Origin of the sequence: Clostridiisalibacter paucivorans DSM 22131, from assembly GCF_000620125.1 — a bacterium.
GTDB lineage: Bacteria > Bacillota > Clostridia > Tissierellales > Clostridiisalibacteraceae > Clostridiisalibacter > Clostridiisalibacter paucivorans.
The window spans coordinates 1-19111 of sequence record NZ_JHVL01000059.1; the positions used below are offsets into that span (position 1 = coordinate 1).

The 19111-nt window shown below is 33.2% G+C and carries 18 protein-coding genes; 17 read left to right on the plus strand and 1 reads right to left on the minus strand.

Annotated features, from left to right (window positions below):
• The coding region (locus tag Q326_RS0113310; protein ID WP_026895831.1) for an acetyl-CoA C-acyltransferase at window positions 1-607 on the plus strand (607 nt) is incomplete at its 5' end.
• A 295-nt stretch (window positions 608-902) separates the two neighbouring features.
• Complete coding sequence (locus tag Q326_RS17430; RefSeq protein ID WP_051531490.1) at window positions 903-1901, plus strand: LCP family protein; 999 nt, start codon at window positions 903-905, stop codon at window positions 1899-1901.
• Window positions 1902-1984: 83 nt separating this feature from the next.
• Here Q326_RS17430 and murC read toward each other — a convergent pair whose 3' ends face one another.
• Window positions 1985-3370 carry a UDP-N-acetylmuramate--L-alanine ligase gene (murC, locus tag Q326_RS0113320; protein WP_034602326.1) on the minus strand — a complete coding sequence of 462 codons (1386 nt, stop codon included), beginning with the start codon at window positions 3368-3370 and terminating at the stop codon, window positions 1985-1987.
• A 248-nt stretch (window positions 3371-3618) separates the two neighbouring features.
• Between murC and purR the strand changes: the two genes are divergently transcribed.
• From purR to Q326_RS0113395, 15 genes are all read left to right on the plus strand, one after another.
• The gene (gene purR, locus Q326_RS0113325; RefSeq protein WP_026895833.1) at window positions 3619-4428 is read left to right on the plus strand and encodes a pur operon repressor; all 810 of its coding nucleotides are present in this window, start codon (window positions 3619-3621) and stop codon (window positions 4426-4428) included.
• A gap of 108 nt (window positions 4429-4536) precedes the next feature.
• Complete coding sequence (gene spoVG, locus Q326_RS0113330; protein WP_026895834.1) at window positions 4537-4812, plus strand: septation regulator SpoVG; 276 nt, start codon at window positions 4537-4539, stop codon at window positions 4810-4812.
• A 174-nt stretch (window positions 4813-4986) separates the two neighbouring features.
• Window positions 4987-6372, plus strand: a complete 1386-nt coding sequence (gene glmU / locus Q326_RS0113335) for a bifunctional UDP-N-acetylglucosamine diphosphorylase/glucosamine-1-phosphate N-acetyltransferase GlmU (RefSeq protein WP_026895835.1) — start codon at window positions 4987-4989, stop codon at window positions 6370-6372.
• Window positions 6373-6390: 18 nt separating this feature from the next.
• On the plus strand, window positions 6391-7338 hold the full coding sequence (locus Q326_RS0113340; RefSeq protein WP_026895836.1) for a ribose-phosphate diphosphokinase: 948 nt from the start codon (window positions 6391-6393) through the stop codon (window positions 7336-7338).
• A 119-nt stretch (window positions 7339-7457) separates the two neighbouring features.
• Complete coding sequence (gene pth, locus Q326_RS0113345) at window positions 7458-8018, plus strand: aminoacyl-tRNA hydrolase (RefSeq protein WP_026895837.1); 561 nt, start codon at window positions 7458-7460, stop codon at window positions 8016-8018.
• An 85-nt stretch (window positions 8019-8103) separates the two neighbouring features.
• Window positions 8104-11640 carry a transcription-repair coupling factor gene (gene mfd / locus Q326_RS0113350; protein WP_156936316.1) on the plus strand — a complete coding sequence of 1179 codons (3537 nt, stop codon included), beginning with the start codon at window positions 8104-8106 and terminating at the stop codon, window positions 11638-11640.
• Window positions 11641-11777: 137 nt separating this feature from the next.
• Window positions 11778-12821, plus strand: a complete 1044-nt coding sequence (locus tag Q326_RS0113355; RefSeq protein ID WP_026895839.1) for a peptidylprolyl isomerase — start codon at window positions 11778-11780, stop codon at window positions 12819-12821.
• 180 nt (window positions 12822-13001) lie between these two features.
• Complete coding sequence (gene spoVT, locus Q326_RS0113360) at window positions 13002-13553, plus strand: stage V sporulation protein T (protein ID WP_026895840.1); 552 nt, start codon at window positions 13002-13004, stop codon at window positions 13551-13553.
• Window positions 13554-13745: 192 nt separating this feature from the next.
• Window positions 13746-14498 (plus strand): Fic family protein, encoded by a 753-nt coding sequence (locus Q326_RS0113365; protein ID WP_026895841.1) that lies wholly within the window; start codon window positions 13746-13748, stop codon window positions 14496-14498.
• A gap of 39 nt (window positions 14499-14537) precedes the next feature.
• Complete coding sequence (gene mntA, locus Q326_RS0113370; protein WP_051531492.1) at window positions 14538-14975, plus strand: type VII toxin-antitoxin system MntA family adenylyltransferase antitoxin; 438 nt, start codon at window positions 14538-14540, stop codon at window positions 14973-14975.
• Entirely contained in the window at window positions 14968-15390 is a 423-nt protein-coding gene (hepT, locus tag Q326_RS0113375) for a type VII toxin-antitoxin system HepT family RNase toxin (RefSeq protein WP_026895843.1), read from the plus strand. Before mntA ends, hepT begins: the two co-directional genes overlap by 8 nt.
• A 96-nt stretch (window positions 15391-15486) precedes the next feature.
• Window positions 15487-16275: a Cof-type HAD-IIB family hydrolase gene (locus Q326_RS0113380; RefSeq protein WP_026895844.1), complete on the plus strand. Its 789-nt coding sequence runs from the start codon at window positions 15487-15489 to the stop codon at window positions 16273-16275.
• Window positions 16276-16715: 440 nt separating this feature from the next.
• Window positions 16716-18218, plus strand: a complete 1503-nt coding sequence (gene hydG, locus Q326_RS0113385) for a [FeFe] hydrogenase H-cluster radical SAM maturase HydG (protein ID WP_026895845.1) — start codon at window positions 16716-16718, stop codon at window positions 18216-18218.
• On the plus strand, window positions 18193-18495 hold the full coding sequence (locus tag Q326_RS0113390; RefSeq protein WP_026895846.1) for a hypothetical protein: 303 nt from the start codon (window positions 18193-18195) through the stop codon (window positions 18493-18495). The genes hydG and Q326_RS0113390 overlap by 26 nt, the downstream gene beginning before the upstream one ends.
• A gap of 204 nt (window positions 18496-18699) precedes the next feature.
• Window positions 18700-18984 (plus strand): hypothetical protein, encoded by a 285-nt coding sequence (locus Q326_RS0113395; RefSeq protein ID WP_026895847.1) that lies wholly within the window; start codon window positions 18700-18702, stop codon window positions 18982-18984.
• Window positions 18985-19111: the final 127 nt, after the last annotated feature.

A 19111-nucleotide genomic window follows, 5' to 3' on the forward strand; every position in this document is an offset into this window, starting at 1 on the left:
AGAAGGCAGATTTAAAGATGAAATAGTACCAGTAGAAGTACCACAGAGAAAGGGAGATCCAATACTAGTAGATACAGATGAGCATCCTAAATTTGGATCAACAATAGAAAAACTAGGAAAATTGAGACCAGCATTTAAAAAGGGTGGAACAGTAACAGCAGGAAATGCATCAGGAATAAATGATGGAGCAGCAGCATTGATAGTAATGTCTAAAGAAAAGGCAGATGAATTGGGCATTAAGCCATTGGCAACAATCAAGGGATATGGTTCAGCAGCATTAGATCCAGCAATAATGGGATATGGACCAGTGCCAGCAACTAGAAAGGCATTGAAAAAAGCAGGATTAAAGGTAGAGGACTTAGACTTAGTAGAAGCAAATGAGGCATTTGCAGCTCAATCATTGGCAGTAGTAAAAGACCTAGGATTAGATACAGAAAAGACCAATGTAAATGGTGGAGCAATAGCATTGGGACACCCAATAGGTGCATCAGGAGCTAGAATATTGGTAACACTATTATATGAGATGATAAAAAGAGATTCAAAATTAGGATTGGCAACACTTTGTATAGGTGGAGGTCAAGGTACATCACTTATAGTTGAAATGTAATATGTAAAAGCAGGGAATATTCCCTGCTTTTAGTTCTTAGTTCTCAGCTCCTGGTTCTTAGGAAGCATAAGGTACTACACACCTCTACCAAGAACCAAGAACCAAGAACCAAGAACCAAGAACCAAGAACCAAGAACCAAGAACTAAGAACTAAGAGCTAAGAACCAAGAACTAGAAAACACACTTCCAGTTGAAAATAAAGTGGATTAATGATATAATCTTAATGTTTTATAGTATAATGACAAGACTATGTTAAAAACTAGTAATAACAACTGGAGAGAAGGTGTCTAATTAGATGAAGCATTTTATAAAGGTGTTTTCCATAGCATTCCTTTGCTTTATGCTGGCATTTGGGGCAGGAATGTTTACTTATGTAAAATTTGCAAATACTGCAGATAGTGCCGATGCAAACGACAATAACCCTGATGAAGATAGTGAACAAGAATTGATAGAGGATGAAGGCCTCAGTCCCTTTGAAAGAGCTGTAAAACATAGCGAAAGGGTAAATGTGGTGCTTTTAGGTTTAGAGGGGCCTAGAACAGATACTATAATGTTTGCTAGTTTTGACCCCGAGACCAATAAAGTAGACATGATATCTATTCCTAGGGACACATATTATGCAGATAAGGGTTATCCTCAAGGTGACCAAAAGAAGATAAATGCAAAGTATGGTAGGAGTGGAGTGGAAGGTACTAAAAAAGCTATTGAAAATATATTAAAGGTACCAGTACACAATTATGTAAGTGTTACTTATAACGGAGTAGAGAGTATAGTAGATGCTTTAGGGGGAGTAGAAGTAAATGTACCCTTCCATATGGTTTACCGAGACACTACTCCAGGTAGAAAGCCATTATATATAAATATACCTAAAGGAAGACAAACTCTTGATGGAAAAAATGCAGTTAAATTCTTAAGATATAGGAAAAGTAATGATGGGAGATCAGGGTATCCCGATGGTGATTTAGGTAGGATAAAGGCTCAACAAAAATTTGTACAATCAGCTATAAAAAAGGCATTTAGTTTCAGAATTATTTCAGTTGTAAATGCTACATTGGATCATGTTAAGACAGATATGAGTAAAACTGATATCCTCAAATATGGTACCAGTGCATGGGGAATAAATATGGATGATATATCTATGCATACCCTCCCAGGAAGACCTGCATATAGAAATGGATTATCTTATTTCTTCCATGACCCTAGTGGTGTAAGGGATTTAGTAGAAGATATATACGGAGTAAAAGATGAAACCGAAAAGACACCAAAAGAAGAAGAGAAAGAGACTAGTGATTAGTTAGTGGTTAATGGTTAGTAGTTGATGGTGGAAATCTACAGGATTTCCACCATCAACTACTAACTACGAACTACTAACTTTTTTTACTTCTTTTCCAAAAGCATTTCTCCTATTTCATATACATTTCCTGCTCCCATAGTTATGAGCATATCATTGGATTTTAGATTTTCATTGAGATAATTGACTATATCTTCAAAATCTCTTATATATATTGCATCTATGCCTTTGTCCATGAGTTTGTTTTTGAGGTCTGTGGAATGCACTATATGTTCATCCTTTTCTCTGGCTGCATAAATATCAGTGATTATGATTTTATTTGCATCGGAAAAGGAATTACTAAAGTCATCTAATAATGCCTTAGTCCTAGTATATGTATGGGGTTGAAATACGCACCAAAGTTTATTATGGGGTACAGTTTTTGCTGCAGATAATGTGGCCTTTATTTCTGTTGGATGATGGGCATAATCATCTATTACTTTTATATTTCTTATTAGACCTTTAGTTTCAAATCTTCTATGGGTACCAGTAAAGAACTTAATACCTTGGATAGCATCTTCCAAAGAGATGCCAGACTTATGACATGCAGCTATGGCTGCCAATGCATTAGATATATTGTGTTTTCCCACAACCCTTAAAGATACATCATGTGATTGGCTTCCCACATTTAATGTAAAATTAGGAAACCCCAGTTGGTCAAACCCTATATTATCTGCAAAATAGTCAGTTTGACTATCACTGATACTAAAGGTTACTAGATTGGGGTAGTTTTCTTTAGTAAATGATGACATATTGGAATCGTCACTATTTACTATCAAAAATCCATCATTGGGAACTAGCTTAGCAAAATCATTGAAGGTTTCAACTATATGGTCTATATCTCTAAAATAGTCTAAGTGGTCTGCATCTACATTTAATACTACACCTATATCTGGAAAGAATTTCAAAAAATTGCTTTTATACTCACAGGCTTCAGTCAAGAAATAGTTTCCATTGCCTATCTTAACATTTCCCCCTATGATATCTAAATCCCCCCCTATAAGGACTGTAGGGTCTGAAAGACTTTTTTCTAAAATAGTAGCAATCATACCTGTAGTAGTGGTCTTACCATGAGTACCCGATACAGCTATGGATTTTTTGTATTTCCTCATTAATTGGCCTAAAAAAGTGGCTCTGTCTACATATAGTATATCATGATTTTTTGCAGATACTAACTCACAATTGTCATCGGAAAGGGCAGATGTATATACAACTAAATCTGCTTCAGATATATTGCTTTCATTGTGTCCTATAAATATTTCAACGCCTAGATTTTTTAATTTATTAGTTATTTTTGATTCTCTTATATCTGAACCTGAAACTGTATAATCGTTTTTTATCATAATTTCAGCCAAACCACTCATACTTACTCCGCCAATACCTATAAAATGTACATGATTAAAATCATGTTTGTTAATATCAAATTCAAACATTAAATATACCTCCAAAATTATAGTTGAGAGTTAACTGTTTTTCTATATTATTGCCATAATACATTATATTATAATATATGTATTATTATTATAGTCCGTAACCTATGGATTACGAACTATTTTCCTCAAAGATTATATCATAAAAAATGTTTTTTTCGTAAAATATCTCAATAACTATTGAATATTTCTTCAATAACGAATAAAATTATAGATAAACAAAAACAATATTCGGATTTAGGAGGTTTTCAGTGAAAAAGCTAAAAAGAAATGAACGAATAGGTGCGTTGATGAAGATTTTATCAGACAGACCAAATCATATATTTACTTATAATTATTTTACAGATATATTTAATGCAGCAAAATCTACCATAAGTGAAGACATAGTGATAGCAAAGGAGTTGGTAGAAAAATTGGAACTAGGAGATATAGAAACTATATCTGGTGCCTCTGGAGGGGTGAAATATTCCCCTAGGATATCTAAAAATAAAATAGACAAGTTTTTGAAGGAAATTGCTTCAAAACTTTCTGATAAAAGCAGATTGATTCCTGGTGGATTTATGTATATGGCAGATGTATTATATCATCCCGATACTGTATATAATATAGGTAAAATATTTGCCACTAAATTTGCAGGCCAAAATATTGACTATGTAGTTACAGTAGAAACTAAGGGCATTCCTTTGGCACTTATGACAGGAAAAATATTAAATGTACCATTGGTAATAATAAGAAGGAATACCAAGGTTACAGAAGGACCCACTGTGAGTATAAACTATCTTTCAGGTTCAACAAAACAAATACAGACCATGTCTCTATCTAGAAGGGCGATACCAGAAGGTTCAAGGGTATTGATTATAGATGACTTTATGAAGGCAGGAGGAACAGCAAAGGGTATGCAGGATATGATGAAGGAATTCAAGGCCCATGTAGTAGGGACAGGGATTATGATCGCTACAGCCCAACCTGCCAATAAGGTTGTAAGTAATTATACTAATTTACTGACTCTTAAAGGTATAGATGAAGACAAAGAAGAAATATATGTAGAACCAAGTATTTAATGCAAATAATTTAATATAAAAAAATTTCTGAAAAAGAAGGATTTTGAAAAGAAAAAGAGAATATATTTATAACCGTACAACAGAGCAGGACAGGAAGGTGGTGAAAGGATGAAGGTTACAGATGTTAGAGTAAGAAAGATAAATAGTGAAGGCAAAATGAAGGCGATAGTATCCGTTACCTTTGATGATGAATTTGTTGTTCATGATATAAAGATTATCGAAGGTCAAAATGGTATGTTTATTGCTATGCCCAGTAGAAAGATGGCTGATGGAGAATTCAGAGATATAGCCCATCCTATTAATTCCGAAACCAGACAAAAAATACAAGATGCAGTATTTGTAGAATACGAAAAAGAATGTGAAAAAGAACAAATAGAAGAATAATAAAGGGTCTAGAGGGGCCCTTTTTTATTTGCTAAAAAAAGGATTTTCCTAAAAGAGCGCATATATGCACAATGCTTTTTTCTCTGTGTTTTTTATGTTATAATTTATTGGGGAAGTTACGAAGTAATTTAGTAATTAGTCAATAATGACTAACTAAAAAAACGAGGTGTTTTTATGATAAAGACTATAATTCTGGCCGCAGGAGAGGGCACAAGGATGAAATCCAAATTGCCTAAAGTATTACATAATATATGTGGTCAACCTATGATAAATTATGTATTAGATAGTGCCAGAGGGGCAGGTTCTGAAAAAAACTATATAATAGTAGGACATGGAAAAGATAAAGTTATGGATACTATAACCAATGAAGATATTGGGTATATAGATCAGCCTATGGGAGAAGGAGTACCTTATGGTACAGGATATGCAGTGATGCAAGCTAAGGAATATATAAAAGATAGTGATATTGTATTAATACTTTGTGGAGATACACCCCTACTAAAGGGAGATACATTAAATGAATTTATAAAATATCATAAAAAAGAAAAATATGATGCAACTGTTTTGACTGCAACTATTGACAACCCTAAAGGATATGGTAGGATAATAAGGGGCGAAAATGGTCAAGTGCTAGGCATAGTGGAGGAAAAAGATGCCAGTAAAGACCAAAAAAAGGTAATGGAAATAAATTCAGGTGTTTATTGTTTTTCAGGAAAACATCTTAAAGACGCTTTAGACAGAATAGATAATAATAATGCTCAACGAGAATATTATTTGACAGATACTATAAAGATACTTAATGATTTAGGTTTCAGTGTAGGGGGATTTAAGATAGAAGATAGTACTGAAATAAATGGCATTAATTCAAGGATACAACTGTCAAATGCAGAAAATATAATGAGAAATAGAATAAACGAAAAATTAATGTCCCAAGGTGTAACATTGATAGACCCTGACAATACATATATCCATAAAATGGTAAAAATAGGAAAAGATACTGTAATATATCCCAATGTATTTATAGAGGGTTCATCTACTATAGGGGAAGATTGCACAATAGGTCACAATTCCAAGATTGTAGACAGTACTATAGGAGATGGAGTAACCATAAATACCTCTACTATATTGGAGAGTACAGTGGGAAATAATACCAGTGTAGGTCCCTATGCTTATATAAGACCCCAAAGTCATATAGGTAACAATGTGAAGATAGGGGATTTTGTTGAAGTGAAAAAATCTAAAATAGGTAATAATACTAAGGCATCCCATTTAGCGTATATAGGAGATGCCCAGGTGGGAGACGGAGTAAATATAGGGTGTGGAGTAGTATTTGTAAATTATAATGGCAAAGATAAAAGCAAAACCATAGTGGAAGATGGTGCCTTCATAGGCAGTAATTCCAATTTAGTCGCACCAGTAACAATAAAGAAAAAGGCATATATAGCAGCAGGATCAACAATAATAGATGATGTAAAGGAAGGAGACCTATCTATTGCTAGAGCAAGACAAGTGAACAAACAGGGATGGGTGTCTAAAAAAAATCCTTATAAAAATAAATAAACTTAGGAGGAGTATTTGATGAATGTTGGAGGAAGAGATATTAAGGTTTTTTCTGGAAACGCTAACAAAGATTTAGCACAAAAGATTTGTAAGGAGATTGATGTACATTTTGGAAACAGTGAAGTATCAAGATTTAGTGATGGAGAAATATCTGTAAATATCAATGAGACAGTAAGGGGTTCTGATGTTTTTGTCATTCAATCTACATGCCCTCCTGTAAATGAAAATCTTATGGAACTACTAATACTTATAGATGCATTCAAAAGGGCATCAGCAGGAAGAATAAATGCAGTTATACCTTATTATGGATATGCTAGACAAGATAGAAAGACCAAGGCCAGAGATCCAATCACATCAAAATTAGTTGCAGATATATTGACTAAGGCAGGAGCTGATAGGGTAGTAAGTATGGACCTTCATGCTGCACAGTTACAAGGGTATTTTGATATACCAGTAGATCACCTATTGGGAGTACCTATTTTAGCAAAATATTTTGAAAACATGAATACTAGCGATACTGTAGTAGTATCACCAGATATAGGTGGAGTAAGAAGGGCTAGAAACTTTGCAAGTATATTGGATATGCCCATAGCGATAATAGAGAAGAGAAGACCAAAGGCCAATGTTTCAGAAGTGATGAATGTAATAGGAGATATAGAAAATAAAAATGTAATAATAGTAGACGATATAATAGATACAGCAGGATCTATGACTAAGGCCGCTAAGGTACTTAAAGACTTTGGAGCCAAGGATGTATATGCATGCTGTACCCATCCAGTGCTTTCGGGGCCAGCCATAGAAAGAATAGGAAATTCAGTAATAAAGAAATTGATTGTAACAGATACTATACCACTACCAGAAGAAAAACAAATAGATAAAATAGAAGTAGTGTCTGTAGCGCCATTATTTGGAGAAGCTATAAAGAGAATATATGCAAACGAATCAGTAAGCACATTATTTGATTAATATAGTTCGTAGTTGGTAGCTGGTAGTTCGTAGCCAAATGTAGAAATCCCATGGATTTCTACCATCAACTACGGTCTACGAACTACGGACTATCGACTAATATCTAGGAGTTGAGAACAGTGTATGTAGTAGTGGGACTGGGTAATCCAGGCAATAAATATAGAGGTACTAGACATAATGTGGGATTTGATACCATAGATTGTATGGCAGAGATGCTCAATGTAAAGTTGAATAAAATAAAGTATAAATCAGTATATGGAGAAACCAATATAGGTGGAGAAAAGGTATTGTTGGTAAAGCCTCAAACCTATATGAATAACAGTGGACAGACAGTATTGGACATTTATAACTTTTTTAAATTGCCTATAGATAATATAATAGTAATATATGATGATATAGACATAGAATTTGGTACCATTAGAATAAGAAAAAAAGGCAGTGCTGGAAGTCATAATGGAATGAGATCTATAATATATTTATTAAAAAATGACCAATTTCCTAGAATAAGAATAGGAGTAGGAAAACCAGAAGATGGTAGAGATTTAGTAGCCCATGTGTTGGGAAAATTTGGCAAGGAAAATCGTCCAGAGATTGATTCTGCCATCGAAAGAGCAGCCAAGGCTGCCCAAGAAATAATAAAAAGTGATGTGGAGAAGGCTATGAATTTATACAATGGCTAGATTGATGAATTTGATAAAGTTATTCCAAAAGCCCAGGTGCTAGAACCTGGGCTATGGGTGTTTATAGATTGAGGAGTTGATGGTATTGGGTGCCAATATGTTTATAGAACAAATGAAAAATTTAAAGGGATACAAAGATATAATAAGAGGGATTGAAAACAATATTTCTCCAATGGCTGTAAAGGGTATGTCTCAAGAAAATCTGGCCCATATAGCCTATGCCATTAATAGTCATATGAAAAAGCAGATATTAATATTAACCTATGATGAACTAAAGGCTAAGAAAATAGCTGAAGATGTAACGGCATTCAATAAAGAAATGGTAGAAATATTTCCGTCGAGACAATTAGTTTTTTATGATATAGATGCATTTAGCCATGATATTACATATCAGAGAATAAAGGTAATGGATAGACTGGCAAAAAAAGAAAATATAATATTAGTAGCCTCCATAGAGTCTTTGTTAAATAAATTAATGCCCATAGATATGTATAAAACATATATGAATACCATTGAATTTGGGCAGGAAATAGATTTGGAAGAGACTATAAAGACCTTTGTAACTCAAGGGTATGAATCGGTAGATATGATAGAGGGAAAGGGACAGTTTTCTGTAAGGGGAGGTATAATAGACTTTTTTCCTGTAGACAGCCAAAATCCCTTCAGGATAGAATTGTTTGACAATGAAATAGATTCCATAAGAACATTTGATATAAAGACCCAGAGGTCTTTGGACAATAAAAAAGTAGTACATATATCTCCAGTAAAGGAAATAATCATAGATGAAGGGCAAAAAGAAGGTATAATAGAAAATCTAATGATAGACTTAAAAGATACCATAGACAATATGTCTGCAAAGGATAATGAAAAAATAACAGAGAAACTAAGTGAGAAATTCCATAGTTATATAGAAAAAATAGATACGGGATTGAGTATAGAAAATATAGATATGCTTATACCCTATATGTCCATGGAATTTTCCAATATATTGGATTATTTAGCTAAGGATGCAGTGGTTTTAGTAGACAGTCCCAATAGAATAGAAGAATCTGTGGATACATTGCAACAAGATTTTAGATCTAAATATACAGATCTATTTGAACAGGGAGAAGTATTGAGAAGGCATGAGGATATATATATTTCCTATGATGAAATAATACCTATAATAAAAGATAATATCTGCATAACTATAGATAGTATTCTAAAAGCAAATAAGAGATTTAAGCCCAAAGAGATAATAAATATAATGGTAAAGTCTATGCAGTCATTTCACAACAAAATAGACCTATTGGCAGAAGAATTAAAAAATATGCAATACAGAGGATATAAAACCATATTATTTTCAGGTACAGAGGAACGGGGCAAAAGATTGGTAGAAGGACTTTTGCAAGCAGGAATAGAGCCTGTATATATTAAAGATACAAATACAGAAATAAAATCGGGACAAATATTTGTTACAGCGGGAACTATTGCCAATGGGTTTGAATATCCTGCTATTAAATTTGCCATTATAAGTGATAAAGAAATATTTGGTTCCTTTAAGAGAAAGAGATCTAAAAAGGCTAGAAAAGATACGAAAAAGATAACTGCATTTACAGATTTAAAGGTAGGAGACTATGTGGTTCATGAAACCCATGGTATAGGTAAATATGTGGGTATAGAGCAGTTAGATGTACAGGGTGTAAAGAAAGACTATTTTAGTCTAAAGTATTCGGGGAAGGATATGTTATATATCCCTGTAGATCAAATGGATTTGATTCAGAAGTATATTGGTGCAGATACTATTAAACCAAAAGTAAGTAAATTGGGTAGTGGAGAATGGGCAAAAACTAAAAACAAGGCAAAAAAGGCCATAGAAGATATGGCAAAGGAATTGTTGGAGCTATATGCCAAGAGACAGACGGTAAAGGGATATGCATTTTCTAAAGATCAGCCTTGGCAAAAGCAGTTTGAGGATTTATTCCAATATGAAGAAACAGAGGATCAATTGAAGTGCATAGAAGAAATAAAGAGAGATATGGAAAAGAGAAGACCAATGGACAGACTACTGTGTGGAGATGTGGGATATGGAAAGACAGAGGTGGCTCTAAGGGCAGCATTTAAGGCCACATTAGATGAAAAGCAGGTGGCAATATTAGTCCCTACTACCATATTGGCTCAACAGCATTATAATACATTGGTAGATAGATTTAGAGAATTTCCTATAAATATAGAGATGCTCAGTAGATTTAGAACTCCAGGTCAACAAAAGAAAATCATAAAGGATCTAAAGGGTGGAAAGATTGATATAATAGTGGGGACACATAGATTGTTGTCTAAGGACATAAAATTTTATGATTTAGGACTGTTGGTAGTAGATGAAGAGCAGAGATTTGGGGTAAAACATAAAGAAAAATTAAAGGCATTAAAAGAATCTATAGATGTATTGACTCTTACGGCAACACCTATCCCTAGAACATTGCATATGTCCCTTATAGGGGCTAGGGATATGAGTATAATAGAAGAACCACCAGAGGAACGATATCCTATCCAGACATATGTATTGGAATACAACGAACAATTGGCGAGGGACTCCATAATAAAAGAGATGAATAGAGACGGACAGGTATATTTTGTATTTAATAGAGTTAGAGGGATAAAGAAGATGGCTGCATCCATAAAGGCATTGGTACCAGAGGCGAAAATAGCTGTTGCCCATGGTCAAATGAGTGAGAGGGAATTGGAAAAGATTATGTTGAATTTTATGGATGGTGAATACGATGTCTTAGTCTGTACCACTATAATAGAAACAGGACTGGACATATCCAATGTAAATACTATGATAATATATGATGCCGATAAGATGGGGCTTTCTCAACTGTACCAATTGAGGGGACGGGTGGGAAGATCCAATAGAATAGCCTTTGCCTATTTTATGTATGAAAGGGATAAAGTGCTTACAGAAGTAGCAGAGAAGAGACTTAAGGCTATAAAGGAATTTACCGAATTTGGCTCTGGATTCAAGATAGCTATGAGGGACTTGGAGATAAGAGGTGCAGGTAATCTGTTAGGTTCAGAACAGCATGGTCATATGGCGGCAATAGGATACGATCTATATGTGAAGTATCTAGAGGAAACAGTTAAGCAACTTAGAGGAGAAGATAGTGTAAAAGATATAGATGTAAGTATAGAACTCAATGTAGATGGATATATACCTAATAGATATATAGGAAATGAAGAACATAAAATAGAGATGTATAAAAAGATATCAGCAGTGGAAACTAATGATGAATACAGGGATGTATTGGAAGAACTCATAGATAGATTTGGAGATATACCTAAAGAGGTCAACAATCTGTTAAAGATTGCCAGAATAAAATCTGTATCTAAGAGAAATGGTATATCCTTGATAAAACAGATGGGGCAGTATGTAAATATGGAATTTAGTAATTTCAATATAGTAACTCCCCAATTGATAGACGAATTATCTAGGAGATTTGGACGAAGGATGAGTTTTAATTTATCCAATCCACCATCTTTGAAATACAAACTTAATATAACCGACCAAAAGCTCATATTATCAGATGTAGAAGAGATAATAAGAAGAATAGATAGTTTCCACAAAGAAGAAAGTAAGGTATAATTGTCTTTGAGAAAATAAGTAGAGTTAGCAGCTACTAGTTATTAGTTAGTAGTCTAATGAAGGAATTCAACGGATTTCTATCATCAGCTACGAACTACTAACTACGAACTACTAACTAAATAGATAAGGAGAGGATAATGTTGTTTAAGAAAAATAGAATAGTATTGGTCGTACTTGCTCTAATACTTATTATACCAGCAGTTCTATCAGGATGTAAAAGCAATGAGGAAGCTGTAGCAAAGGTAAATGGAGAATTAATTAGTAAGGAAGCTTTTGACAAATATTTGAGCTATCAGAAAAAGGGAGCAGAACTTACAGGTAATATAGCACCAGATATGTGGACAAATGATTTGGGAGATGGACAGACATATGAAGAGATAATAAAGAAAAATGTACTAGAGCAATTGATTGTCCAAGAGATAATAAAACAAAAGGCTGAAGAAGCAAATGTAGAAGTAAGCAATGAAGAGCTAGATAAGGAAGTTGAAAAATTAAAGGGCACAGAGGAAGAAAAAAAGAGTTTTGAAGAATTTATTGAACAGATGGATATAACAGAGGATTTCTTCAAGGAAATGTATAGAAGTGAAATGCTTATATCCAAGTATATAGAAGAAACTGTAGAGGTGTCAGAAGAAGAGGCTAAGAGTTATTATGAAGAAAGAAAAGATATATATGATAGAGTTAGGGCTAGACATATACTATTAGAAACAGAGGAAGAGGCAAAGGATGTAATAAAAAGCCTAAATGAAGGAGCAGATTTTGTAGAATTGGCGAAAGAAAAATCCATTGGTCCCACAGGTCCAAATGGTGGAGATTTAGGATATTTCGCCAAAGGAAGGATGCTTCCAGCATTTGAAGAAGTTGCATTTAATCTTGAAGTAGGAAAAATAAGTGAACCTGTGAAAAGTGATTATGGATACCATGTTATAAAAGTAGAAGATAAAAAGTTAACATTTGAAGCCAATAAAGAAGATGTAATGAAAGATATGAAATCCAGCAAATTTGGAGAAGAGCTTAAAGAGTTAAGGGATACAGCAGAAGTGGAGATTCTTTTAGAAGAAGAACCAAAGGAAGAGCCAAAGGATGAAGAAAATAAAGAATCCAATGATACCGATGTAAAGGATGAACCAAAAGAAGATCAAAACAACGACAATAAAACTACAGAAGAAGACGCAGAGTAAGTTATTAGAGCCCGTAGTTGGTAGCAAGATGAGGAAATATATAGGATTTTAACCATAGACTATGAACTACAAACTAAAAAACCGGGGAACCGGTTTTTTTTAATGCATAAAAAAACCACATAAGTAAAATAATAATATAGAATTGATTGAATAAACTCATGTGTTTAGGGAGGGAAAAAAGTGAAAGCTACTGGTATAGTAAGACGAATTGATGATTTAGGTAGGGTTGTAATACCTAAAGAAATAAGGAGAACACTTAGAATAAGAGAAGGAGATCCCTTGGAGATATTTACCGATAGAGAGGGAGAAGTAATATTGAAGAAGTATTCCCCTATAGGTGAATTAAACGAATTCGCAGATGAGTACACAGAAGCATTGAATGAATCTACTGGCCATACCACACTCATATGTGATAGGGATGAAGTTATATCCATAGCAGGAGGCTCAAAAAAAGAGTATCTAGAAAAAAGGGTTAGTCCTGAATTAGAGAAGATAATGGAAAGCAAAGAAGTGTACTTAGGATCAGGAAAAAGTAAACCCATAAGGATAACAGTAGAAGAGTATAGCCCAGATAACTATACTAGTCAGGTTATAGCTCCAATAGTTTCTCAAGGAGATCCAATAGGGTCGGTAATATTTGTGACTAAAGATACCAATAAAGATATGGGAGAATTAGAGACCAAGCTTGCAGAAACAGCAGCAGCCTTTTTAGCAAAACAAATGCAAAACTAGAGTAAGTATAAAAAAGACGGCAATTATTTGTGCCGTCTTTTTTTATGCTCAAAATTGTTATATTATAGAAATAGTGATATCATAAATAAAAGTAGCCATGAACGCTAAAAAAACAACCACTAACTACCAACTACAGACTACGAACTACGGACTACCAACTACGAACTAACAAAACCAAGGAGTGATAATACTATGGAAGCTTTCCTAAAGGAAATAGAAGAAAAAAAGAGTTTATTAGATAGTAAAAGACCACTTCCTGAGTATACAGTCAAAAGCATCCGCGAAAACTTATTGTTAGAGTGGACATACAACTCAAATGCTATAGAGGGTAATACCCTTACTTTTAAGGAAACGAAAGTTGTATTGGAAGGGATTACAGTGGGAGGCAAAACTTTAAGAGAACATTTAGAAGTAATTAATCATAAAGAAGCTATTTTATATGTTGAAGAAATAGTAAAAGATAAGGAACCACTAAGTGAGTGGCAAATTAAAAATATTCATAGATTGGTTTTAAAGGGAATATATGATGAATATGCAGGAACATATAGAAATCAAAATGTAATTATAAGTGGTGTAGAACATAAACCACCAAATTTTTTAGTTGTTCCAAAGGAAATGGAAAAATTGATTGAATGGTATAAAACAGGAACACAGAATCTTCATCCAGTAGAGAGGGCAGCCTATTTACATGGGAAATTTATTGGCATTCATCTATTTGTAGATGGAAATGGCAGAACAGCTAGGTTGCTTTTAAATTTAGAACTTATGAAGGATGGATATGTTCCAATAGTAATTCAAAACAACAAAAGAATTGAATACTATAATGCATTAGATAAAGCACATACAACTAATAACTATAATGACTTTATAAAATTAGTTGCACAGGAAGTAAAACGTAGCCTAGATCAATATTTAGAATTAATAGACAGTAGCTATAACCACTAACTACAAGCTACCAACTACCAAAACCAAAGGGGTGATAATATGACTCTGAAGGAATTAAAAGAAAAATATAATTATATAGAAGATATAATAAATATTTTATATGAAAAAAGTAATATAGTTTTTTCATATATTTTTGGTTCTTATGCCAAAGGTGAAAATAGAGAATCAAGCGATATAGATATAGCCATATATCTAAAAAATAATCAAATTAGTACTGATAAATATTTGAGTTTACTGTACGATATAATGTCTATTAGTAATAAAAAGGTGGATTTAGTTATATTAAATGACTCCCCTCCATTGATTAAACATGAAGTATATACAGAAGGGATATTGCTTTTTACTAAGGATAAAGAGACACTTACAAATTATAAGGTTAAGACTTTATTTGAATATGAAGATATGAAATACTATTTAAATATGCAATACAAAGATATGATAAATAGAATAAGAGAGGAGAGAGCAAACGATGGTTAAGCCTAGAATTTTAAAACAGAGGTTTACTCAGTTAAATATATCAATTACAAAGTTAAAAAAATACACAGATATAACTTGGGATGATTTTATTAAAGATGATATAGTTCAAGATGTTGTAGAGTATAATTTATTTATTTCTATAAATATGTTGGTAGATATAGCAACACATATAGTTTCAGATGAAAATATGGGCAATCCAAAAACTATGGGAGATGCATTTGAAATATTGTATAAACAACGCATAATAACAAAAGAGAATGAAGAAACATATAAAAAAATGGTTGGTTTTAGAAATATATTATCTCATGAGTATATTCGCATAAATAAAAAAATAGTATATGATATATTAAAAAATAATATTAAAGATTTGGAGAAATTTATATTAACCATAAATGATAAGTTTAAAATTATATAACAAATAAGTAGCTTAAAATTTATCTCAAAACTATTAGCTACCAACTACGAACTACAAGCTACAAGCTACTAACTACCAAAACCAAGGAGGAAAAAAATGTATAAATTGATCGTGACAGATATGGACGGTACATTATTAAATGAAGACAATAAGATTGAAGATAGAGTAAAGAAAAGCATAGAGTATGCAAAGGAAAAAGGCATAAAGATAATACTTGCATCGGGAAGGGAGTATAACTCCATACTGCCCTATGCAAAAGAGCTGGGTGCAACAGATATGCTAATAACCATGAATGGGGCCATGGTGACCGATATACAGGGCAATATCATATTTGAAGAGGTAATAGACAATGATGTGTGTGAAAATATAGTACAGATGGCCATGAAAAATGACACATTCCCAATATTATTTATAGACAATAACCTATATGCCAATAGGGAAGAAGATAGACTGGAATTATTTAAGCATTACACCACTAGTCCCATACATATATTTAAAGATCTGAAAAAATTATCCCAGGAAAAACCTATTAGTAAATTTATATTGATAGACGATATAGAAAAAATAAAGGTATTTCAACAGATACTAAAGAAAAAATTTGGAGAAAAAATAAATATAGATAGATCAAAACCTGAAGCATTGGAGATATATAGTAAAAAGACAGATAAAGGATTGATGGTACAGAAAGTTGCTGATTACTATGGTATAGAAAAAGAAGAAATTATTGCCATAGGAGATGGAGAAAATGATATATCCATGATATCATATGCAGGAATGGGTGTAGCCATGGAGAATGCACTGGAAGAGTTGAAAAAAGAGGCCCAATTTGTAACCAAAGATAATTCCAACAATGGAGTAGGCTATGCCATAGAAAAACTGATATAAAAAAGCAATTATATATTTTCTAGATATTGACATACCCAATGAAATTTGTTAATATAATATCAAAGAATGAAAGTGCATAATGATAGTTAGTAGGTATTAGTTAGTAGTTGATGGTAGAAATCCTGTGGATTTCATCATTAAACTACTTACTACTAACTGTTAACTACTAACTTGATCGTTCCAGATCTTTTGAGGGATACCTTAAATTATTTGGATAGACAATATAACTAATATCTAACAGGAAAGAAATATTCTGACCTGAAAGGGAATTAGAGTGATGTGGTATTGGAGTTCTGTATAAGGCTTCAATATGTTTCATACGCTATTTTTAGCTCCCATTTCAGTGGGAGCTTTTTTAGTTTCTAAATATAGTTACTATAGATATCCGACTTCAACTTAAAAAAATTGGAGGTCTATAAATAAAAATAAGGGGGAAGGTTATGTTAAAATTAAAGCCAAAAGAGTGGGCAAAGCAAGTAGTAAAGCAGGATGAGATTGATAAATATTTAATTAATGGAAAGGACTTTATTGATGAGGAGACTATATTTGATAAGCTAGACAAAAATCAGAACCCCGACAGAGAAGAGATAAGAGCTATACTACAAAAATCATTGGCTATTAAAAGACTTGACCCAGATGAAACAGCAGCATTACTCAATGTAAAAGATGAAGAACTTTGGGAGGAGATGTATGAAACAGCCCTAGAAGTAAAAAAGAAGGTATATGACAATAGGATAGTATTCTTTGCACCTTTATACTGTAGTAATCTATGTGTAAACAATTGTGTCTATTGTGGTTTTAGAAAGGATAATTCCCAAGAGAGACGTAGGATATTGACCATGGACGAAGTAAAAGAAGAGACTAGACATGTAGTGGGAGAAGGCCATAAGAGAATGATTGTTGTATATGGAGAGCATCCCCTTTCAGATGTAGATTATATGGCAGAGACTATTAAAACAGTGTACAGCGTAAAGGAAAAATCAAAATACGGTGATGGCATTGGCAATATAAGAAGGGTAAATGTAAATGCAGCACCTATGTCAACAGCAGATCTAAGAAAGCTCTGGGAGGCAGGCATAGGAACATTTCAAGTATTCCAAGAGACCTACAATCACAAATTATACAATGAATTGCATCCATCGGGACCAAAGGCAGACTATAGATGGAGATTGTATGCATTGCACAGGGCAATGGATGCAGGGATAGATGATGTGGCCATAGGTGCATTGTTTGGACTATATGATTGGCGATTCGAGGTAATGGGACTTTTATATCATACCATAGACTTGGAGACACAATTTGGTATAGGACCACATACTATTTCATTCCCAAGATTGAATCCAGCAGGTGGATCAGAAGTCAGTAGAAATTCAAAATATTTAGTAAATGACCAGGACTTTAAGAAGCTAGTAACAGTGTTGAGATTATCGGTACCATATACAGGACTAATCATAACAGCCAGAGAAAAACCTGATATCAAAAGAGAAGTAATAAAGGTGGGATGTACACAAACCGATGCATCAACCAGAATTGATATAGGAGGATATACAGAGGCATCAAAATCACAGGATGAAAACAAACAACAGTTTTTATTGGGAGAAACTCGTAGATTAGATGAAGTCATAAGAAAATTGGCAGAGATGGATATGATAACTTCATTCTGTACAGCAGGATATAGATGTGGTAGAACGGGAGATAAGATAATGGGACTGTTGGAAAACTGTGTAGAAGGTAAATTCTGCAAACTAAATGCAGTACTTACCTATAGAGAATACCTAGACGATTATGCATCAGAAGAGACAAGACGAGTGGGAGAAAGGTTGATACAAAAGGAAATAGAAGAAATAAAAAATATGCCCTTTTACAAAGAGCATAAATTGACTCAAAAATTTGTAGATTATTATGAGAGGGTTGCAAATGGAAAAAGAGATTTGTACTTATAATAGATTAAAAGAAATTTATCACAATGGAAAAGATGTCAAAGAAAGATTAAAAGAAATAGCAGAATTCATCGACCATAGATATGGAGTGAAGATATACTTTTGTAAATTGTTAGGAAGAAGATGGTCCTACTATGCAGGCATAGATGGAGTAATGGTACCAGAAGAAAATATAAAAATAACAGATGACCTTGGAATATGTGTTGAAAAAGGAGACATAGACCCACAAGATTGGATAGATATATTGGACGCTATCGTTAGGTTGAGGATTAATTTATAGTTAGTAGTTCGTAGCTAGTAGTTAGTAGTTGATGGTGGAAATCCTATGGATTTCATCATTGAACTACTAACTTTTTTCTATCCTAAGACCTACGAACTACGGACTACGAACTACCAACTAAGAACCAAGAACCCCTCCCATGGAATAATATTTGCATTTAATTATGATAAAATAGTACTATATCATTATCAAGGGGGATAAATCATGGGATCCAATAAATTGCTTATGGAATATGTTGATGCAATAATGATAATAGATCATAAGGGTAAAATAGTCTATTCAGTAAGATATAATCCTAGATTCGATGATAAATCTAATTCAGAGGAATTTAAAGAAGTTATAAACAAAAACTTTCTAGAAGTATATCCTACATTAGACATCGAAGAAAGTACAGTGATAAATAGCCTAAAGTATGGGGTTCCTAAATACAATGCAAATCAAAAATTTTATGATAACAAAGGGAGGGTTTATAATACAGAGAATTTATAGAAAAAGCCCGAAAACCCCCTTGCTTGTCTTGGGGGATGAAAGGGCTTTAATTTAAGGTGGTTCGATGCCACCTTAAATTGATATTATGCTAACTTTTGATTTTGTATATATCTTTGTATTGTTTCAG

Coding starts and splice junctions, on each gene's coding strand:
- Q326_RS0113395 (WP_026895847.1), top strand. CDS start 18,700: ATGGGATCCAATAAATTGCTTATGGAATATGTTGATGCAATAATGATA.
- hydG (WP_026895845.1), top strand. CDS start 16,716: ATGTTAAAATTAAAGCCAAAAGAGTGGGCAAAGCAAGTAGTAAAGCAG.
- Q326_RS0113355 (WP_026895839.1), top strand. CDS start 11,778: ATGTTGTTTAAGAAAAATAGAATAGTATTGGTCGTACTTGCTCTAATA.
- glmU (WP_026895835.1), top strand. CDS start 4,987: ATGATAAAGACTATAATTCTGGCCGCAGGAGAGGGCACAAGGATGAAA.
- mntA (WP_051531492.1), top strand. CDS start 14,538: ATGACTCTGAAGGAATTAAAAGAAAAATATAATTATATAGAAGATATA.
- Q326_RS0113340 (WP_026895836.1), top strand. CDS start 6,391: ATGAATGTTGGAGGAAGAGATATTAAGGTTTTTTCTGGAAACGCTAAC.
- Q326_RS17430 (WP_051531490.1), top strand. CDS start 903: ATGAAGCATTTTATAAAGGTGTTTTCCATAGCATTCCTTTGCTTTATG.
- murC (WP_034602326.1), bottom strand. CDS start 3,370: ATGTTTGAATTTGATATTAACAAACATGATTTTAATCATGTACATTTT.
- Q326_RS0113365 (WP_026895841.1), top strand. CDS start 13,746: ATGGAAGCTTTCCTAAAGGAAATAGAAGAAAAAAAGAGTTTATTAGAT.
- hepT (WP_026895843.1), top strand. CDS start 14,968: ATGGTTAAGCCTAGAATTTTAAAACAGAGGTTTACTCAGTTAAATATA.
- Q326_RS0113380 (WP_026895844.1), top strand. CDS start 15,487: ATGTATAAATTGATCGTGACAGATATGGACGGTACATTATTAAATGAA.
- spoVG (WP_026895834.1), top strand. CDS start 4,537: ATGAAGGTTACAGATGTTAGAGTAAGAAAGATAAATAGTGAAGGCAAA.
- Q326_RS0113390 (WP_026895846.1), top strand. CDS start 18,193: ATGGAAAAAGAGATTTGTACTTATAATAGATTAAAAGAAATTTATCAC.